12 protein-coding genes, 1 tRNA gene and 1 pseudogene are annotated in these 15544 nt (G+C 66.4%); 2 read left to right on the forward strand and 12 right to left on the reverse strand.

Going from position 1 to position 15544, the window contains the following annotated elements:
- Positions 1 to 548: 548 nt before the first annotated feature.
- Together ACFMRZ_RS17320 and ACFMRZ_RS17325 are read right to left on the reverse strand one after the other, a co-directional pair.
- Positions 549 to 983 (reverse strand): effector binding domain-containing protein, encoded by a 435-nt coding sequence (locus ACFMRZ_RS17320; protein WP_400179953.1) that lies wholly within the window; start codon positions 981 to 983, stop codon positions 549 to 551.
- Positions 980 to 1426: a GyrI-like domain-containing protein gene (locus ACFMRZ_RS17325; protein WP_187686796.1), complete on the reverse strand. Its 447-nt coding sequence runs from the start codon at positions 1424 to 1426 to the stop codon at positions 980 to 982. Before ACFMRZ_RS17325 ends, ACFMRZ_RS17320 begins: the two co-directional genes overlap by 4 nt.
- Positions 1427 to 1634: 208 nt before the next feature.
- Here ACFMRZ_RS17325 and ACFMRZ_RS17330 point away from each other — a divergent pair, with 208 nt between their 5' ends.
- Positions 1635 to 2336 (forward strand): uracil-DNA glycosylase, encoded by a 702-nt coding sequence (locus ACFMRZ_RS17330; RefSeq protein ID WP_280273814.1) that lies wholly within the window; start codon positions 1635 to 1637, stop codon positions 2334 to 2336.
- A 31-nt stretch (positions 2337 to 2367) separates the two neighbouring features.
- Here the strand turns inward: ACFMRZ_RS17330 and ACFMRZ_RS17335 are convergent, their stop codons facing one another.
- Positions 2368 to 3168 (reverse strand): collagen binding domain-containing protein, encoded by an 801-nt coding sequence (locus ACFMRZ_RS17335; RefSeq protein ID WP_400182892.1) that lies wholly within the window; start codon positions 3166 to 3168, stop codon positions 2368 to 2370.
- Positions 3169 to 3495: 327 nt separating this feature from the next.
- Positions 3496 to 4908 (reverse strand): annotated as a pseudogene (locus tag ACFMRZ_RS17340) (MFS transporter); the annotation flags it as partial.
- Between the two features lie 212 nt (positions 4909 to 5120).
- Between ACFMRZ_RS17340 and ACFMRZ_RS17345 the strand changes: the two are divergent.
- Positions 5121 to 5193 (forward strand) — tRNA-Ala (locus ACFMRZ_RS17345).
- A 77-nt stretch (positions 5194 to 5270) separates the two neighbouring features.
- Here ACFMRZ_RS17345 and xerC read toward each other — a convergent pair.
- From xerC to ACFMRZ_RS17385, 8 genes are all read right to left on the reverse strand, one after another.
- Positions 5271 to 6551 (reverse strand): tyrosine recombinase XerC, encoded by a 1281-nt coding sequence (gene xerC, locus ACFMRZ_RS17350; protein WP_400182893.1) that lies wholly within the window; start codon positions 6549 to 6551, stop codon positions 5271 to 5273.
- Positions 6552 to 6621: 70 nt separating this feature from the next.
- Positions 6622 to 6837, reverse strand: a complete 216-nt coding sequence (locus ACFMRZ_RS17355; RefSeq protein ID WP_400179955.1) for a hypothetical protein — start codon at positions 6835 to 6837, stop codon at positions 6622 to 6624.
- Positions 6827 to 8590 carry a replication initiator gene (locus ACFMRZ_RS17360; RefSeq protein WP_400179957.1) on the reverse strand — a complete coding sequence of 588 codons (1764 nt, stop codon included), beginning with the start codon at positions 8588 to 8590 and terminating at the stop codon, positions 6827 to 6829. The genes ACFMRZ_RS17355 and ACFMRZ_RS17360 overlap by 11 nt, the downstream gene beginning before the upstream one ends.
- Before the next feature lie 335 nt (positions 8591 to 8925).
- On the reverse strand, positions 8926 to 10362 hold the full coding sequence (locus tag ACFMRZ_RS17365) for a cell division protein FtsK (protein WP_400179958.1): 1437 nt from the start codon (positions 10360 to 10362) through the stop codon (positions 8926 to 8928).
- Between the two features lie 174 nt (positions 10363 to 10536).
- On the reverse strand, positions 10537 to 11034 hold the full coding sequence (locus ACFMRZ_RS17370) for a hypothetical protein (RefSeq protein WP_400179959.1): 498 nt from the start codon (positions 11032 to 11034) through the stop codon (positions 10537 to 10539).
- A 1165-nt stretch (positions 11035 to 12199) separates the two neighbouring features.
- The gene (locus ACFMRZ_RS17375; RefSeq protein WP_400179960.1) at positions 12200 to 13054 is read right to left on the reverse strand and encodes an SAM-dependent methyltransferase; all 855 of its coding nucleotides are present in this window, start codon (positions 13052 to 13054) and stop codon (positions 12200 to 12202) included.
- 127 nt (positions 13055 to 13181) lie between these two features.
- The gene (locus ACFMRZ_RS17380) at positions 13182 to 13367 is read right to left on the reverse strand and encodes a hypothetical protein (protein WP_400179961.1); all 186 of its coding nucleotides are present in this window, start codon (positions 13365 to 13367) and stop codon (positions 13182 to 13184) included.
- A 538-nt stretch (positions 13368 to 13905) separates the two neighbouring features.
- Positions 13906 to 15090 carry a helix-turn-helix domain-containing protein gene (locus tag ACFMRZ_RS17385; RefSeq protein ID WP_400179962.1) on the reverse strand — a complete coding sequence of 395 codons (1185 nt, stop codon included), beginning with the start codon at positions 15088 to 15090 and terminating at the stop codon, positions 13906 to 13908.
- Positions 15091 to 15544: the final 454 nt, after the last annotated feature.

A 15544-nucleotide genomic window follows, 5' to 3' on the forward strand; every position in this document is an offset into this window, starting at 1 on the left:
CAACGCTTTACTCAGTTGTCCAGGCACCCCCGGCAGGTCGATGAATCCGCCTTGAAGTGACGCTAGTGTATAGGCGTATTCCGCTGAAATCGCGACGAGTTCACCGCAACGCGACGAGAAGTCGTTCGCAAAATCCATACCGCCGCCGCAGCTCCGGTCCAGCGCACTTCGCAACTTTCCAGCATTTTCCTCGTATGTCCGAGTATCCCACCGAATCGGCGTACGGCGCAGGCCGTCGTGCGCTCGCGCGTCCACGGCTGCCGTCGTGCCGACCGCGCTGGCTTCGACAGTCATACAATCCCTACTCCGTTGCTGCGCGGTCTCGCGCCACTACCCAGACCCTCCCCGCGGGTACCGAACACTGTCCGCAACCCCGGGGGTGGCCGCCTAGGCAGTATCCGTCATCGGGCCGGAATTGACCAGACGTCTGGCAAATCTTCCGAAACCCGAGCGGAGAGTCCGAACTCAGCCCAGGTCAGAGACATGGAGTCGCCAACTGGACAGAACAGAAAGACCAGTCGGTACCCACAAGGCTACTGGTCGGCTAACTAGACGAGGATGGAGATCAGCAGTTCCACTTCGGCCGGGCCGCGCCAGATCTCGATCTCCTCGCGGTAGGCGCGGGTGATCTCGGCGGAGGCGGTCGCGTCGTCGACCTGAGCCCACACGTCCTCGACCGGATCGTGGTAATCGCCGTTCGGCTCGAAGCGGGCGTACACGCCCTTGGGCACCTTGATCAGCACATCGCCGACGGGCACCGCATCGACGACCGGATAGTCGTAACTGACCAGGACGTTGTAGTTGCCGGCCGGGTCCGGCGCGTAGACCGTGTACAGCGGATGGTCGGCGCCCTCGCGGTCGCGCAACCGGTCGCGGAGGAATTCGATCAGTTCGCTGTTGCTCACCTTGAAACTCGGGCGCACCCGCGGCACCACCAGGCCGCCGTAGAGCGCCTCGTCCCGCACCACGATCGAATAGCTCATGACTGGGCCTCGACCGCCAGATACAGATCGATCTTGTAGGCGTGCGGATAACACTCGAAGTCCCCCGTGTAGGTCCGTTTGATCTGCTTGTGTTCCTCGGCGTAGGCGATCTGGGTCCACAGATCGGTCATGATCTGCGGGAAATTGCCGACCGAGGAGAACCGAGCATAGGTGCCGCGAGGCAGCCGCGCGACGATGTGTCCGCGCGTGACCTCGTCGAAGGACTTGCACTCGTATCCGACGATCTGGGTGTTGAAGGTGTTCAGCTCGGGCGAGTAATCGGTGTACGCCGAGGCCAGCGGGCCGCCGAGATCCTGGTGCAACACCGCGGCCCAGGCCGCTTCCAGGTCACGGTCACGCAGTTCGCCGAGCGCTCGTTTGGGACTGCGCACCGGCAGCCCGGCGACCCACGTCTCGTCCCGCTCGACGATCTCAAACTGCATGGATGAAAACTCTCTCGAGGTGATCGAGTGGGCAGCGCGCAACGGGTGGCTGCGGCGCATGCCGTCCGGCCAGGAAGGTCATGCTATCAACCCGCCCGCTGAGAGATCGGCGACACGACTCCCCCGGCGGGCATGAGCGCTCACCAGGCGTGTCGCCGGTTCCACCCCGCCCGGCGGGCTGCTCACCCGGCGTGATTGAGTGCGGAGGATGTACCGCACGCTGCCCGAGATGGACGCGGCGCTGGCCGACTGCCGCGCCTGCCCGCGGCTGGTCGCCTGGCGGGAACAGGTCGCGCGGGACAAGCGCGCCGCCTTTCGCGACGAAACCTATTGGGGCAGGCCGGTACCCGGGTTCGGACCCACCGACGCCCGGCTGCTGCTGGTCGGGCTGGCGCCGGCCGCGCACGGCGGCAACCGCACCGGGCGCATGTTCACCGGTGACCGCAGCGGCGACGTCCTCTTCGCCGCGATGCACGCCGTCGGGCTCGCCACTCAGCCGACCGCCACCCACCTCGGCGACGGGCTGCGACTGCTCGACACGCGGGTGACCGCCCCGGTGCACTGCGCTCCCCCGGACAACAAACCCACGCCGGACGAACGCGACCGCTGCCGGCAGTGGCTGGTCACCGAACTCGAACTGCTCGCGCCCACCCTGCGTGCGGTCGTGGCGCTGGGCGCGTGGGGCTGGCAGGCCCTGCTGCCCGCCTTGACCGCCGCGGGCTGGGAGACGCCGCGCCTGAAATTCGGGCACGGGGTGCGATACCCGATCGCGGCGGCGCGGGCCGGGCGGGCGCCGCTCGAGCTGTTCGGTTCCTACCATGTCAGCCAGCGCAACACCTTTACCGGCAGGTTGACCCCGCAGATGCTGGAAAGCGTTCTCGCGCAAGCGATATCAGCCGCGCGCCGGTAGTGCCCGCACCCGGCGTGCGGGCACCTTCCGGTCAATTGTTCCGGGCCTCGCCGGAGTAGCCGTTGCGCTCGGCGACGGCCACGGCCGACCGCTCCTGCGAGCCGTGGCCCAGCTCGAGGTCGACATCATCGATGTCGCCGCCGCGGACGCTCACCCGCGTGGTCGTCGGCCCGTAACCCGTGGCGACCACGGTGTAGCTGCCCTCGTCCAGGTTGCCGAAGCTGTAGGAACCGTCCGGTCCGGTCGTCATCGTGTCGACCACGTTGCCGCGCGCGTCGGCCAGGGTCACCCGGGCGTCCTCGATCGGGCGCCCGTCGTGCACCCGCACCACGCCGTGCAACCGGACGCCTGGCCGCAGCAGCACCTCCAGCGGAGTGATACCGCTGCCGGACACCCGCACGGGCAGGGCCGTCGGATGGAAACCGAGCGCGCTCACCGCGACCGTGAATTCGCCTTCGGGCAGTTCGGTCAGCCCGAACCGGCCCTCGGGATCGGTCACCGCGGAGGCCAGCACCTCGCCGCGCAGATCGAGCGCCGAGACCTGTGCCTCGGCGACGGGAGCGCTGTCGCCCGCCCGCGCCACGGTGCCCGCGAGACCGGCCATCGCGGCCAGCGTCACGTCGCAGGACACCGGGCGGTCGGCGAGCGCCACGGTCGAGGCGTCCGGGCGGCGGCCCTCGGCGGAGGCGATGAGCACGTACGAGCCGGGAGCCGGAGCGGTCAGCTCGTAGTAGCCGTCGGCGCGGGACTGAGCACGGCCCAGCTGCTGGCCGGAGGACGAGATGAGGGTCAGCGTCGCACCCGCCACCGCGGCGCCACGGGAGTCGCGCATGCGCCCGTAGAGCACCGGGCCGCTGACAGCGGGAGCGTCGGCCGTTCCGCTACGCGCCGCCACGCCGTTCGGCTGTGCCGCGGCCACACCGTTGTATTGTGTTGCGTCACCACCGTTTTGCTGTGTTGCGGCGGTGTCCCGCTGCGCCGCCTCACCACGGTTGCGGGAGTCGCCCTGCTGGGCTGCGGCTCCACTGCTGTAATGCGTTGCGGCGCCGCCACTGTCCCGAGGTCCCGCACCACTGGCCGCGGACTGCGCGTCGCCGTCGATATCGGGCACGCCGACCGCCGCGTGCACCAGCTCCCGATCGGTGTCCAGGGCGTGCCGCGGTCCGGCCGGCGCCGGGGCGGACCGTCGCGCCGGGATGAAGAGCGCGACCACCGCACCGATCGCGGAGACACCGCACCCGATCAAAAGCCCGACGCGGAAGCCGTTTTCGGTCGGAATCGAATGCCCGGCCAAGGTGACACTCATCTGCGCGAGCACCGCGCCGACCACCGCGGCCGCCGTGGACGTACCGATCGAGCGCATCAGCGTGTTGAAGCTGTTGGCCGCCGCGGTCTCCGACTGCGGCACCGCTCCCATCACCAGCGCGGGCATGGCGCCGTAGGCGAACCCCACGCCGACATTGATGATCAGCGTGACCACCAGCAGGCCCCAGGTGGTGCCCATCAACCCCATCGACGACCCGTATCCGGCGGCGATGATGATGCAGCCGACGATCAGCGTGACCTTGGGCCCGCTCAGCGCCGACAGCCGCGCCCCGAACGGCGAGACCGCCATCATCATCAGACCGGCCGGGGCCATCCACAGACCCATCGCCATCATCGACTGCCCCAGGCCGTACCCGGTGGACTCCGGCAACTGCAACAGCTGCGGCACGATCAGCGACTGCGCGTACATCGCCATGCCGACCACGATCGACGCGGCATTGGTCAGCAGCACCTGCGGCCGCGCGGTAACGCGCAGATCGACCAGCGGATCGCGGCTGCGGAGTTCCCACAGCCCCCACAGCAGCAACACCACGACCGCGGCGACGAACAGCCCGATGGTGAGGCCGCTGGCCCAGCCCCACGACGCGCCCTTGGAGATCGCGAGCAGCAAGCAGATCAGCGCGGCGCCCAGCCCGATCGCCCCCAGCACATCGAAACGTCCCCGATTGATGTTGGGCGGAGTGGCGGGAATGACCGCGAAGATCAACAAGCCCACCAGTGCGGCCAGCACGGCAACACCCCAGAACAACACCCGCCAGTTGCTGTACTCGATGACCGCGGCCGCCAGCGGCAGCCCGAGCGCACCACCGATACCCAGCGACGAACTGATCAGCGCGATCCCCGAGCCGAGCCGCTCCGGCGGCAGCAGATCCCGCAGCGCCGCGATCCCCACGGGAATCAGCCCCACGCACATCCCTTGCAGCACACGCCCGATGATCATCGGCCACAGCGAGGACGCCACCGCGCAGATCACGGAACCGACCACCAACGGCACCACCGACGCCAGCAGCACACGACGCTTGCCGATCAGATCACCGAGCCGCCCCGCCACCGGCGTGGTCACAGCACCGGCCAGCAGACTCGCGGTCACCACCCACGTGGCATTCGACGCACTGGTGTGCAGCAGTTGCGGCATCTGCCCGAGCAGCGGCACCACCAGCGTCTGCGTCAACGCCGCGACAATGCCGGCAAAAGCCATCACACCCAGGATCGCCCCCGGATGTTTGGCGGGTTCTGTCTTCTGCACGCCGGCTCTCCTCAACGCCCTAAGATTTCAATGTGCATCATGCACACTACATGTATGATGCACACGAGAGCGCACCAGACGCATCCTCGAGTGACACAGCTCTCACCCAATCCGCGCGGCACGAGGCACAGCGAGCCCCCTGACCAGCCGATTCGGCCACCCCCACCCCAACCTGCTAAAGTTCTCCAGCGTGGTTCGGCAACGACCCACACGGGGCTATGGCGCAGTTGGTAGCGCGTCTCGTTCGCATCGAGAAGGTCAGGGGTTCGATTCCCCTTAGCTCCACAGTTTGTGCTTGTCAGGGCCGTTTTCGGAGTCGCCTAGAGCGACCCGGAAGCGGCCTTCTTCCAACTAAGTCCCAACTAATCCCCGTCGCCCGTGACTGCGCGTTCGAGTGCTTCCGCTGCTGCCTGATGGGTTCGCCCGCGTGCCATGTAGTGCCGTTGAGTCATCGCCGGATCGGCGTGGCCGAGCACATCGGCGGTCACCCGCGCCGAGAGCCCCGCGTCATCGAGAATCGTGGCGACCGCGTGCCGGAAGCTGTGCGGGGTGACATCCTCGGCCAGGCCCAACGCATCCCGTACGCGCTGCCACTCGTGCCCGACGTTCTGCGGATCGCGCAGCGTCCACACCGCCGAGGGGAACACCAGATCCAGGACCGCCGCGTCCGGGTCCGGCGGCGAGGCCAGCTTGCGGGCCGCCAGGACCGCCTTGCGCCGCTTCAACATCTCGACCGCGAAGTCTGGCAGGGCGATGGTGCCCCGGCGGTTCTTCGGGTCCTCGTCCTTGTCGACGCGCACCAGGCCCACGCCCTTGACCCGCACCACCTTGCCCAGACTGGTGAGCGTCCGGGCCTCCAAGTTGATATCGGACCACAGCAGCCCGAGAAGCTGACTCCGGCGCAGCCCTGATCCCGCCAGCAGCGTCACCATGTCGGCCAGATCGGCGTTCTCGCAGTAGTCCGCGACAGTGGGCGGGGTGTACGCCTTTACCGGCGTGCCCCGGTTGCGCTCGGCGCGAGAGAGCTTGCGTGGACACGGCACCTGCGACGTGCGCACGGAGGTGAGGATGTATCGCAGTTGATCGACGGTCAGGTCGCTCGCGCCGCCTGTACGTCCCTTGGCCTCGATGTTCTGGGCCATCTGGGATTCACGGACGGGGTTGACCGCCAAGGCATCCTTGCGTACGGCGTAGCGGAACATGCCCGACAGGACATTTCGCGCGGTCCGCATCGATGATGGTCCCTTGGCTTCGCCGACCTGTCGGAGGAACGTTTCGACCGATGAGGTGGTGACCTCCAGTAGCCGCCGCTCGCCGAACGCGGTGTTGAACAGCTCCGCCGCCACGTCGTAGCGGTCCAGGGTGCTGCCCGCGCGGTCCTGTTCGATCAGGTGGTTCCGGTACAGCGCCCACAGTTGCCGGACCGTGGTGGAATCCGACAGCTCTCCGCCGAGCTCCACCCGGATCGCGGTCGCCGCCGCCATGACCGCATCGAGCGCACGCGAGCCGGTGCGGTCGGGGATCTTCCGGCCACGCGCGTCGAGCTTGACCGGGGAGACTCGTTTCAGGTCGCGGCGCTTGCCCGATGCGTCGCGGACCAGTATCCGGGCTTCCCAGTGGCCGGCCGAGAGTTCGGTGAGCATCGGTGCGCCCGGCACGCCGATGGGGCGGGCGGGTCTTCCGCGCTTCACCGCCGCCGCCTTTTGGGCTGGGTTACTGGTCTTCGCGTGCGTCCAGGGCTGCGTCCAGGGCGTTGAGGTCCCACCGGAAGTCCTTTCCGACCCGCTTGGGTCGCGGTAGCCACGGGTACTTGTCCCGGTCTCGGTTCCAGCGCCGCAACACTTCGGCGTTCACGCGGATGTGCGCGGCAGCCTGTTTCGTGGTCGCCCACCGTCGTATCGGTGCGCCGGACTGCTGCTCAGCAGACATGGCTAGCTCCTGTCGGGTCAACAGTGTTTTGATCGCTACTGGTTTGCTGGGGATTGGTTGCCGAACAAATCGGGGGTGGTGGCGGCGGGTCCGCGATGGCGGACAGGGCGCGGTCGTATTCGAGCCGCCAGGCGGTGCGTTCCTTGATCGCGGCGAGCAGCAGGCGGGACCGGGACGGGATGCGGGTTCCGGGGGCGATGGTGGACCAGGTGAACCGGTTCGGGTCGGGGGCGGGTTTGTCGATGCCGATCGCGGCCAGGACCCCGCGCACGAACGCGGCCCGGTCGGCTTTGTGGTCCCCGAGGGTCTTGCCGGTCCAGCGTTTCGAGCACAGCACCCGCCGCCCCGGCAGCCCGAGCGTCGAGCGGCGATGCGCACGACCCTTGCACCGTCCGGGCTCCATCCGCCGCGTGGCGCCCTTGGGAACGATGCCGTAGGCCAGCCAGACAGCGCACCGCGGGCTGCACGGTGTCGCGCACAGCGCCTTGTGCAGCCGGTCGTAGTGCGCGTGTTGACGCGCCGATGCACCCTCGAGGGTCTCGCCCACCGATTTCGTGAGGTACTTGCACAGGTACCCGATGTGCCGATCTGCTTCCGGCGTCCCGGCAAGGATGCCTTTGTAGTGCACCTGCACCCCGAACCGCGCCACATGCGCGGGAGCGTCGTCGTCGCCGATGGCGTCCACCGCCTCATCCCACGACGGCAGCGGCTCGCGGGTATCCGGGTCGAGGAACGTAGCGGTGTCGTGGTCCCAGACCGGTCGCGCGTCGTCTCGGCCGTAGACGACCCGGTCCGGTGTCGGCCACCAGATATTGCGGTAGGTCGCCCGAGTCACTTCCCGGATCACCTCACGGGGCACCGTCCCGCGCAGGGCGAGGTGGATATGCGGGGCACCGCGTCGTTGTGGTTCGACGGCGGCGAAGTACTGGATTTCCCAGCCGATGACGCGGCGCAGGTTCTGAATCCAGCGGTCGACCAGCGCGGCGAAGCTGACCGCGTCCCAGGCGGCCCGCGTGTAGTCGTAGCGGTCGGGGTCCAGGGGTGTGCCGTCGTCGCGGTGGACGGGTCCGTAGGAGTCGAGGGTGAGGGTGATGAACATCGAGGGCCGGAACCGGCCCGCGTACTCGCGCCCGATGCTGCGGGACTTGTCCACCGGTTGCCGGGGCAGGTCGGTCACGTCGTCACGCCGCCGGGTGGACCGGTGCCGCCGCGCCGCCGGTTCGCCCGACTCGTCGTCTCCGTTGTCTCCGTCGCTGGTGTCGGCGGCCGGTAGTGGTGGTGTCTTACCTCGCATACCCAGCGTTGCGAGTTCGGTATCGACCCAGGCGATTTCGGCCGCCAGCTCCGATGTGTCCGAGTCTTGCTGTTCAGCAACAGCTTTGGTGTATTCGGCGAGCAGGTCGGCGCGGTAGGCGATCAGGTGTTCCTGATCGGGATGCGGAGCACGCGGGGAGGTGTCGGGCTCGGCGTCCAGGTGCCAGCCTTCCCGGCATTGCATCATCCGCAGCCGCTGTGACTTGCGCGCGCAGGGGCGGCAGACCGATTCCAGGGTGGCCCCGCAGGGCACGGGGATGAATTCGTGGCGGCCGGTGGTGGTGTCGATGCGTTTGAGCACCATCGGGCGCACACAGACGCCGTTCTTCTCCGCCAGCGATAGCGCGATGTCGTCGAAGGCGGGCAGGTTGCGCCGCAACTGCTCCTCGCTCGCACTGACCGTCGGTGGTAGGACCAGCCGGGCATCGTGGCCGACCATGGGGACTCTCCTGTTCCGTCGCGGGGGAGGCGCGGCACCGGCCCGCAGTAGAGGGGAGCCGGTGCCGCGCCAGGGTTCGAGCTTGGAACGACCGATAGTCGTTGTGCCGGTACAGGAGTCGATGTTTGTGGACCGCTGCCGGTTCAGCGTCCGGGGGCGCTCGCGTCGCGCCGGGAAGTCAGGAGAGAGGGAAAGTGTGAGGCGCTCGCATCGCGCCGGAAAGTCATCGAAAGTGTGCTCAAGTCGCGCTCAGATATGTTGTGTAAGCCTGTATTTCAAGGCGCTCGCTGTGCGCCGGAGAGATTCGGGGGTGTTCGTATTCAGGGTGTCGACGCTCAGTCGATGAGGGGTTTGCCCGAGGTGTCGCGGCCGTCGCCACGGGGTGCGGGCGGGTAGGTGCGCATGATCCACCGGATATCGTCGTCGTCCACCCAGTAGGCCCGCACGCGCACGATGTCGGTCGAGGACTCGTGTTCGACGTAGCCGACACCGGGGGTGTCTTCGGGAATCTCGTCGCACAGCGCGCCGCGATCGCGCCCGGTCTGGCCGAACACCATGTTGGGCTGTGTCGGCTCGGCCATGCGCAGCCCGATCCGGTACGGGTAGAGCTGGCGCTGTTCGAGCACGTCCTTGCTGGGGTCTTGCAGGCAGCCCACGACAGGGATCGCCATCGCGCGGGACTGGGTGAGCACGATCCCCATGTAGCGCAAGATCGCGTCTTTGATCTTGCGATCGGAGTAGTAGGCGGTCAGGCTCGCCGCCTCGTCCACGATCACCAACACCAGCGGCTCGGCCGGGCTCGGGGTGAGCTTGCGGGCGAACCGGTCCATGTAGAGCTGACCGCGCGCCTGGACCAGCTCGGCGGCATCCTTGAAGATCGACAACGCCTGTTCCCCGTTGTCGTAGGCGAACCGGGCGAACCACTTGCGAGCGGCCCCGAACTCGGCCCCGCCCTTGGGGTCGATCACCCACAACACGACCGACCCGTCCTGGATCGCAGGGCCGAGCGCGGCGATCAGTGACCAGATCACCGACCCCTTACCCGAGCCCATCATGCCCGCCACCATGATCTGATTGCCGAGCAGCTTGATCCGCCACGGCGCACCCAGCTCGGTCACGCCGACCTCCAGCGAGGTCAGATCGCAGGTCTTGGCCTCCACACGGGGCAGCGGGATCGGCTCGGTGAGGATGTCGGTGTGGATGACCTCGAGGCGCACGAATCCCGATTTCGTGGCGGTGCGGACCCGGACCCCGATCGCGCCGAAGGCGTTGCGTAGGGCGTCGGTCTGCTTGGCCCAGTGGGCGACGGTCTGCCCGCCGACCATCTTGATCAGCAGCTCATCGGCCACGTCCCCGATCGACACTTTCGCCAGCGCCGGAGTGAGCACCTGAGTGTTCAGGACCGCATTCAGCCCCGCCAGCGCGGTCAGCGAATCCCACGGTGCCCGGTACCGCTTCCATGCCAGCCAACGCGACCGCATCCGGCCCCACACCCAACGCCGCCAGCTCACCGGCCACCAAGCCCACCACAGCACCCACGCCGCTACCGCCCCGACCGCGACCGCGGTTCCAGCCGGCCAGCCCAGGTACCACCACGCCGCACCAGCGGCGACCAGCGGTAGCGTCAGCATGGGGAACAGCGCCGCCAACCACAGTCCGATCAGCGCCAACCGGAGCAGCAGCATCAGCAACTCCATGAGCATGTTCGCCACGCCCTCGAACAAGGTGTCGCTGCCCGCCGGGGGCTTGTCATAGTCCGCTGTACGTGCCATCAGCGGCCACCTTCCTTTCCTCTCCTAGTTGAACTGCGAAATCTGTTGCTACGCAGCACATTCGATTTCCCTTCTCGATCGAAGGTCATGCGCGGTGCCCCCCACCGGCCGAGACCGCGTGAACGCCGCAACGTCCGTGGCGGGCTCGGCCGATAGAAGGCATGTCACGACGGCTCAAGCCGTCTTGCTCCCTGAACCCGACGCCGACGCGGACGCCGGACCCGAGGACTTGCCCGACGCGGACGAGGCGGGCGAGGTGCCCGGCAGCGGGACGTAACCGGTCGCCCAGAACGCCCAGCCGAGACTCTTGTTCAGCCCCGAGGTCATCAATCGGGGCTGCACGGTCATCCCCGTCAGCGCGACCCGGTACATATCCGGATCGGCATCAGCAGCCATCAGCGGCACCGGCTCGGTGTCGGACAGGATCAGCACCGGGAAACTCGCCTTGTTACGCTCGAGCAGCGGATCGGTCACGGTGATCTGCCACACCAGCACCCCCGTCTGCTCGTCGTGTTCCTGCGGCAGCACGCGGTTGCGGTCATCGGAGTAAGGCCGCTTGATCTCCACCGGCCCCACCTGGTAGAGCCCGCGCGGGAAGTACTCCGCGAACTCGATCGGGAACCGATGTCGACGCCGCTTGTCGACCAGCCGCTTACGTTCTTCGGGAGTCAAAGGCTCCACGGTGTACCTCACTTCGAATGATGGATTGATCGTCGGAAGAAGCCCGCGTCTGCGGGAATGCGCTCCAGGCGCGAATGAGGGCGGATCAGCCCGGCGGGAGGCCCCCGACCTCCACCGCAACCTGCACACTCAGGCTGTGAAAGCCAGCCGACACACCAGTCCGAACTTGTGAGATTCGGCATCAATTTTGGTGCGTGACCACACAAAATGTGCGGATGAACTACTCTGGACAACGCGGAGACCTCGTCTCTGCACACGAATGGAGCCGGGGAGAATAACGCTGAGGCTGGGTTGCTGCCCGTATGCCTTGGCGTCTGGGTTCGTTCGCAGGCTGTCCCCTCGTTGGCGCGAGGGGGCAGCCGCCCGAACGGGATCGGCGTGCTAGCTGTTCATCGGTAACTCCTTTCCGAGGGTGTTCGGTGTTCGGTGTCGATCTGCTACCGTGCCGGTCCCGCAGCTCCTGTGGTGTTCCGGTTCCACACTCGCTGTGCGGAACCCGGATCACCGGGCGCGAGACCGGTTCCCGATCCCGGCAGCAGGTCAACCTTCCAGGCTACCCGCGCCAGGACCCCCCCTGGTCCGGCAGATCCGGCCATTTCCGCGAGCTCGAAACTCCGAGAGCCGGAGAGCCTTTGCGGCGGCGATGATCAGATCCGCTATCCATCGTGCCCGCTGTTTCCCACAAAGCAAGGGCACAGATTTGGACGGTTACCGCCCCGCACGCGCTCCGATGCGCCGCCGAACCCCGACCTTCCACAGTGGAAATTAAATAATCTCCCCCGATCGGGGTTGAGCGCCCTCCGCTGAACTGGGCCGATGGAGATTATTTAGTGTGAAACCGCCCGGTACCGCAAAATTTGGCACTTAGCCTACCCTCGAACGGGAATGGCAGCCACCCTGACTGCCATATGGCAGAGATCACACCCCCCGTAGCAAGTTTGCTACAGAAACCTGGCGCGCCTCCTGCTAGAGCCCCGTGTGCTCATACGCCGAACCACCGCCGGTCGTGGAGCCCCGCCGGGACCGCCCCCGCCGCACCACCGCAACTGTCACCGCCGGACACACGAAACCCCCGGTGGCCGATATCGGATCGGTCCGGGGGTTGCGTGCCGCCCACCCTGCGAGGGTTCAGGGGAGCGAGGTCTGAGAAGGGGCATCAGCGAATGCGGGCGACTCCCGCGTAGGACGACATCCACGATTGCCTGCGCTGTGACAGCGAGGGCACCACCGCATCGGGATCATCGGACGGTTCAGGATCGAGCACGTGATCCGGGCTGGCGTCCGGACACCACAAATGCGGCGGGACGATGCCCGGATCGATTAGTTCGGCGTTGCCGAACAACCGCGTGAACTCCTCCCGTGTGCGGGTCGCCAGCCACACCCCTTCGCGGTTGAACACCTCGGCCGCCGCCGCCATCGACTCCGGAGCGAAATCGGCCGTGGCGTGAGTCAGTGTCAGATACGACCCCGGTGCCAGCCGATCAGCGAAACCGTCCACGATGCCCTGCACCTGGTCCCCGTCCAAGAAGTGCAGAAGCTCCACCAACGACAACCCAACCGGGCGCGACAGATCCAGCGTCGCTGCCACCTCGCCGGAATCCAGTACCGCAGCCGGGTCGGTCGCATCGGCGGTCAGAACCTCCACCCGCCCCGCCCTGGTGCCGACCAGCAGCGCCCGAGCGTGCGCCAGCACGATCGGATCATTGTCGACATAGACCACCCGCGCACCCGGATTCTCTTCCTGGGCGACCTCGTGCACATTCGGCCACATCGGGATGCCGATCCCGATCTCGAGAAACTGATCGATCCCCGCCCGCGCCACATGACGAGCCGACCGCAGCAGAAACGCCCGATTCCCCCACACTGCATCCCGCAGACCAGGAAACACAGACAATACCCGATCCGCAAAATGCTGATCAGCCCAGTAATTATCCTTACCGCCCAATAGGCGATCGTATATACGTGCCATTTGCGGGCGATCGACACCCAGATCAGGCAAAGAATCCTCCACAGGACGCAACTCCTTCCCGGCTCGAAACAGACTGAAACAATCGGAGAAATCACGAAGACGATGACCGAAGAACCCGAACGAACCACCCGGGGGATCGCTACCAGGCAGAGCCGTTACCGGTGCCTGCTCACCTCTGCGGCGGACGACGCCCGATCAGCCCGGTAGGCACCAGCAACGCACACGCCACAGTCATCGCGGCGTATCCGGTCCCGAAATGGGCCAGATCCGGCGCAATCACCACCTCGGCCCCCACCTCGGCGGCAGCAGTGATCACACACGTGATGGGCATGAACGTGCTGTCATCGATCGTCACGACCGTCGCCACCTGCAACGCCTGCGCGCGAGCGAGATCATCGATGACCGCACGCTGTCCAGCGGCATCACCGCCCACACCGAGATGCACAAGCCCTATCGCTCTGCTGTGCAACGGTTCTCACCTCACTCGTCAAACACTCTGGGCCGAATGACCGCGCCCCGGGCGGGAGTTCAGAACGCCACGTTCTCCGTGACCCGGTCGTCAGCGCGACCGACGGGCGTCGCGAATCGCCGCCTCGAGCGCTCATACTCTCGCAGGCCGTCCCGTAACCTATACAGAAATGCCAACCGTTGCAGCGGTGTCAGCGACTCGTACACCACCGACACACGCGGCAACACGACCGACGTTCTCTCCGGCAAAACCGCCACTAGTTCCCCTCCTGCTCGTTGGACGGCCCCCAACCACCGGGGACATCACATCAACCCGGCCGAAGGGAACCGAAGAGCAGATTTTCAGAGGGAGGGAAAGTGCGGTATGGCACTCTGGGGGGCAGTGACAACCAAGTACTAGTTGCCTCCAAAACCGTTGCGGTGGTTCAGAATTCGAGGTTCACAAAGTCCGCGAGTTCGCGCATGTCCTCGGTGAGCGTGCGACGTTCGGTGACTACTGTTCCGAGGATGTCACGCGCATAACGCTGCTGTGCCAGCCATTCGGGAGCGACCGAATGAATCTCTTTCAAGGTGCCGATCGCTTCCGGCCACTGGCGCAACTGCGTGTGCGCATTGGCTACATCAAGCCTGTGCCGCAAACGCGGTGCCGACGTAGGAGCCACAATCGAAGTCGGCAGGCTGTCCGCAATCGCAAGTGTCTGTCCGGGCTGTTCAGTGATCACTGCGCACTCAGCCGTGATCTGCGCAACCGTGATCGGACCGAACGGGCGATTCGGATTGGCCCCGTCGTACAGCACCTCACGACCCACTCTCACGGCCGCAGCGCGCGCCAGAGCAAGCGCATCCGCATTGGCGCCAGGCGCGTTATCTCGCACAGCGACATTCGCAACATAGAGCCACAAACGGCCCCACAACGCCAACTGGCTCGGTGTCGCGGTAGAGAACCGCGGTTCGATGTCGTCTGCCCACTTCACCGCCAACTCCCGCGCAGAGTCGAGGTCCCCTTGTCTCAGGTAGGACCAAACACCTGCGTTGACCGCGCCAACCGCGATACCGCGTTCCGGTGCGACGTCGATAGACTGCTCAATCGTCATGGCCGCAATATCGAACTGCCGGTTTTGAACGAGCAACCAAGCCGTCAGGTTCAGCAGTCGCGCACGAACAGCGCGACCCTCGTGGCCCTCCAGTGTCTCCGCGTCGGCAAGCAAGGCTGGAAGCACGGCTGCGATGTCTCGATACCGGTGCTCATCAACGAGCGGCATCAAAGCCATGTAAGACGCTTCGACCTCATCGCTGGAGGCCAACTCGTCCTCATCTCGCACCGTCGCGAGAGGGGCAACCAGAGCGCGCCGTACGCCGTCCCACAGCTCTTCGGTCGCCGGACTCGCGTGCTCGGTATCGGTAGAACCGCCGGGCTGCAACACCGACGTACGTACCCTCAGGGCAACAGCCAGCTTCCGCAACGTCCCCAGACGCACGCCCTGGTGCTCCAGCTGCTCCAGCTGCCGAATGCGCTGCACACTCAGCCCCGAAAGCTCGGCAAGTTCCTTCTGTGTCAGAGCCCGGCGCTTCCGCACGGACTTCAACCGCTGTCCCAGCTCGGCCGTCATGCCTTCCAGGTTACGCCTGCTTGACCTTTCAGCCATGACGAGCCAGCCCTGACGTAGCCGGATTCGGGAACCCTGAATCCCTGCGGCTCCCGTGCCCAGGGTGCCTGCCGGGAGCGGTGCTCGTCCGTCGCACTCCGATCATTCGCGGAAGAGTTCGCGAAGGGGGCGCAGGGTTGATGGGCTGTAAGCAGAGAGTAAGTAAAGAAGACCGGAATATCGAAGAGGGAGAAAAGGGAAGAAGACGATAGAAACCGGATGAGAGTAGATGAGTAGAAAAGTATTGCCGAATTATTCTCTACAGGATCAAGGCGCGGCAAAGCCGCGCCGCCCAGGGTGCTCCGTCCTCGCTCCGCTCCGGGCGGGCACCCCGGGCGCGGACCACAGGGTCAGGGACTCCGAACCACCACATTCGAGCTGAACCCAGCTCATCGAAGCGTGATGAGCCACCACCGAT

It is taken from the genome of Nocardia sp. N2S4-5, from assembly GCF_044628355.1.
Classification (GTDB): Bacteria; Actinomycetota; Actinomycetes; order Mycobacteriales; family Mycobacteriaceae; genus Nocardia; species Nocardia wallacei_B.

What these genes read in the sequence shown, in the direction of transcription:
- ACFMRZ_RS17365 (WP_400179958.1), bottom strand. Translation starts at nt 10,362, where the DNA reads ATGGCACGTACAGCGGACTATGACAAGCCCCCGGCGGGCAGCGACACC.
- ACFMRZ_RS17355 (WP_400179955.1), bottom strand. Translation starts at nt 6,837, where the DNA reads ATGTCTGCTGAGCAGCAGTCCGGCGCACCGATACGACGGTGGGCGACC.
- ACFMRZ_RS17325 (WP_187686796.1), bottom strand. Translation starts at nt 1,426, where the DNA reads ATGCAGTTTGAGATCGTCGAGCGGGACGAGACGTGGGTCGCCGGGCTG.
- ACFMRZ_RS17320 (WP_400179953.1), bottom strand. Translation starts at nt 983, where the DNA reads ATGAGCTATTCGATCGTGGTGCGGGACGAGGCGCTCTACGGCGGCCTG.
- ACFMRZ_RS17385 (WP_400179962.1), bottom strand. Translation starts at nt 15,090, where the DNA reads ATGACGGCCGAGCTGGGACAGCGGTTGAAGTCCGTGCGGAAGCGCCGG.
- ACFMRZ_RS17330 (WP_280273814.1), top strand. Translation starts at nt 1,635, where the DNA reads ATGTACCGCACGCTGCCCGAGATGGACGCGGCGCTGGCCGACTGCCGC.
- ACFMRZ_RS17335 (WP_400182892.1), bottom strand. Translation starts at nt 3,168, where the DNA reads ATGCGCGACTCCCGTGGCGCCGCGGTGGCGGGTGCGACGCTGACCCTC.
- xerC (WP_400182893.1), bottom strand. Translation starts at nt 6,551, where the DNA reads ATGCTCACCGAACTCTCGGCCGGCCACTGGGAAGCCCGGATACTGGTC.
- ACFMRZ_RS17360 (WP_400179957.1), bottom strand. Translation starts at nt 8,590, where the DNA reads ATGGTCGGCCACGATGCCCGGCTGGTCCTACCACCGACGGTCAGTGCG.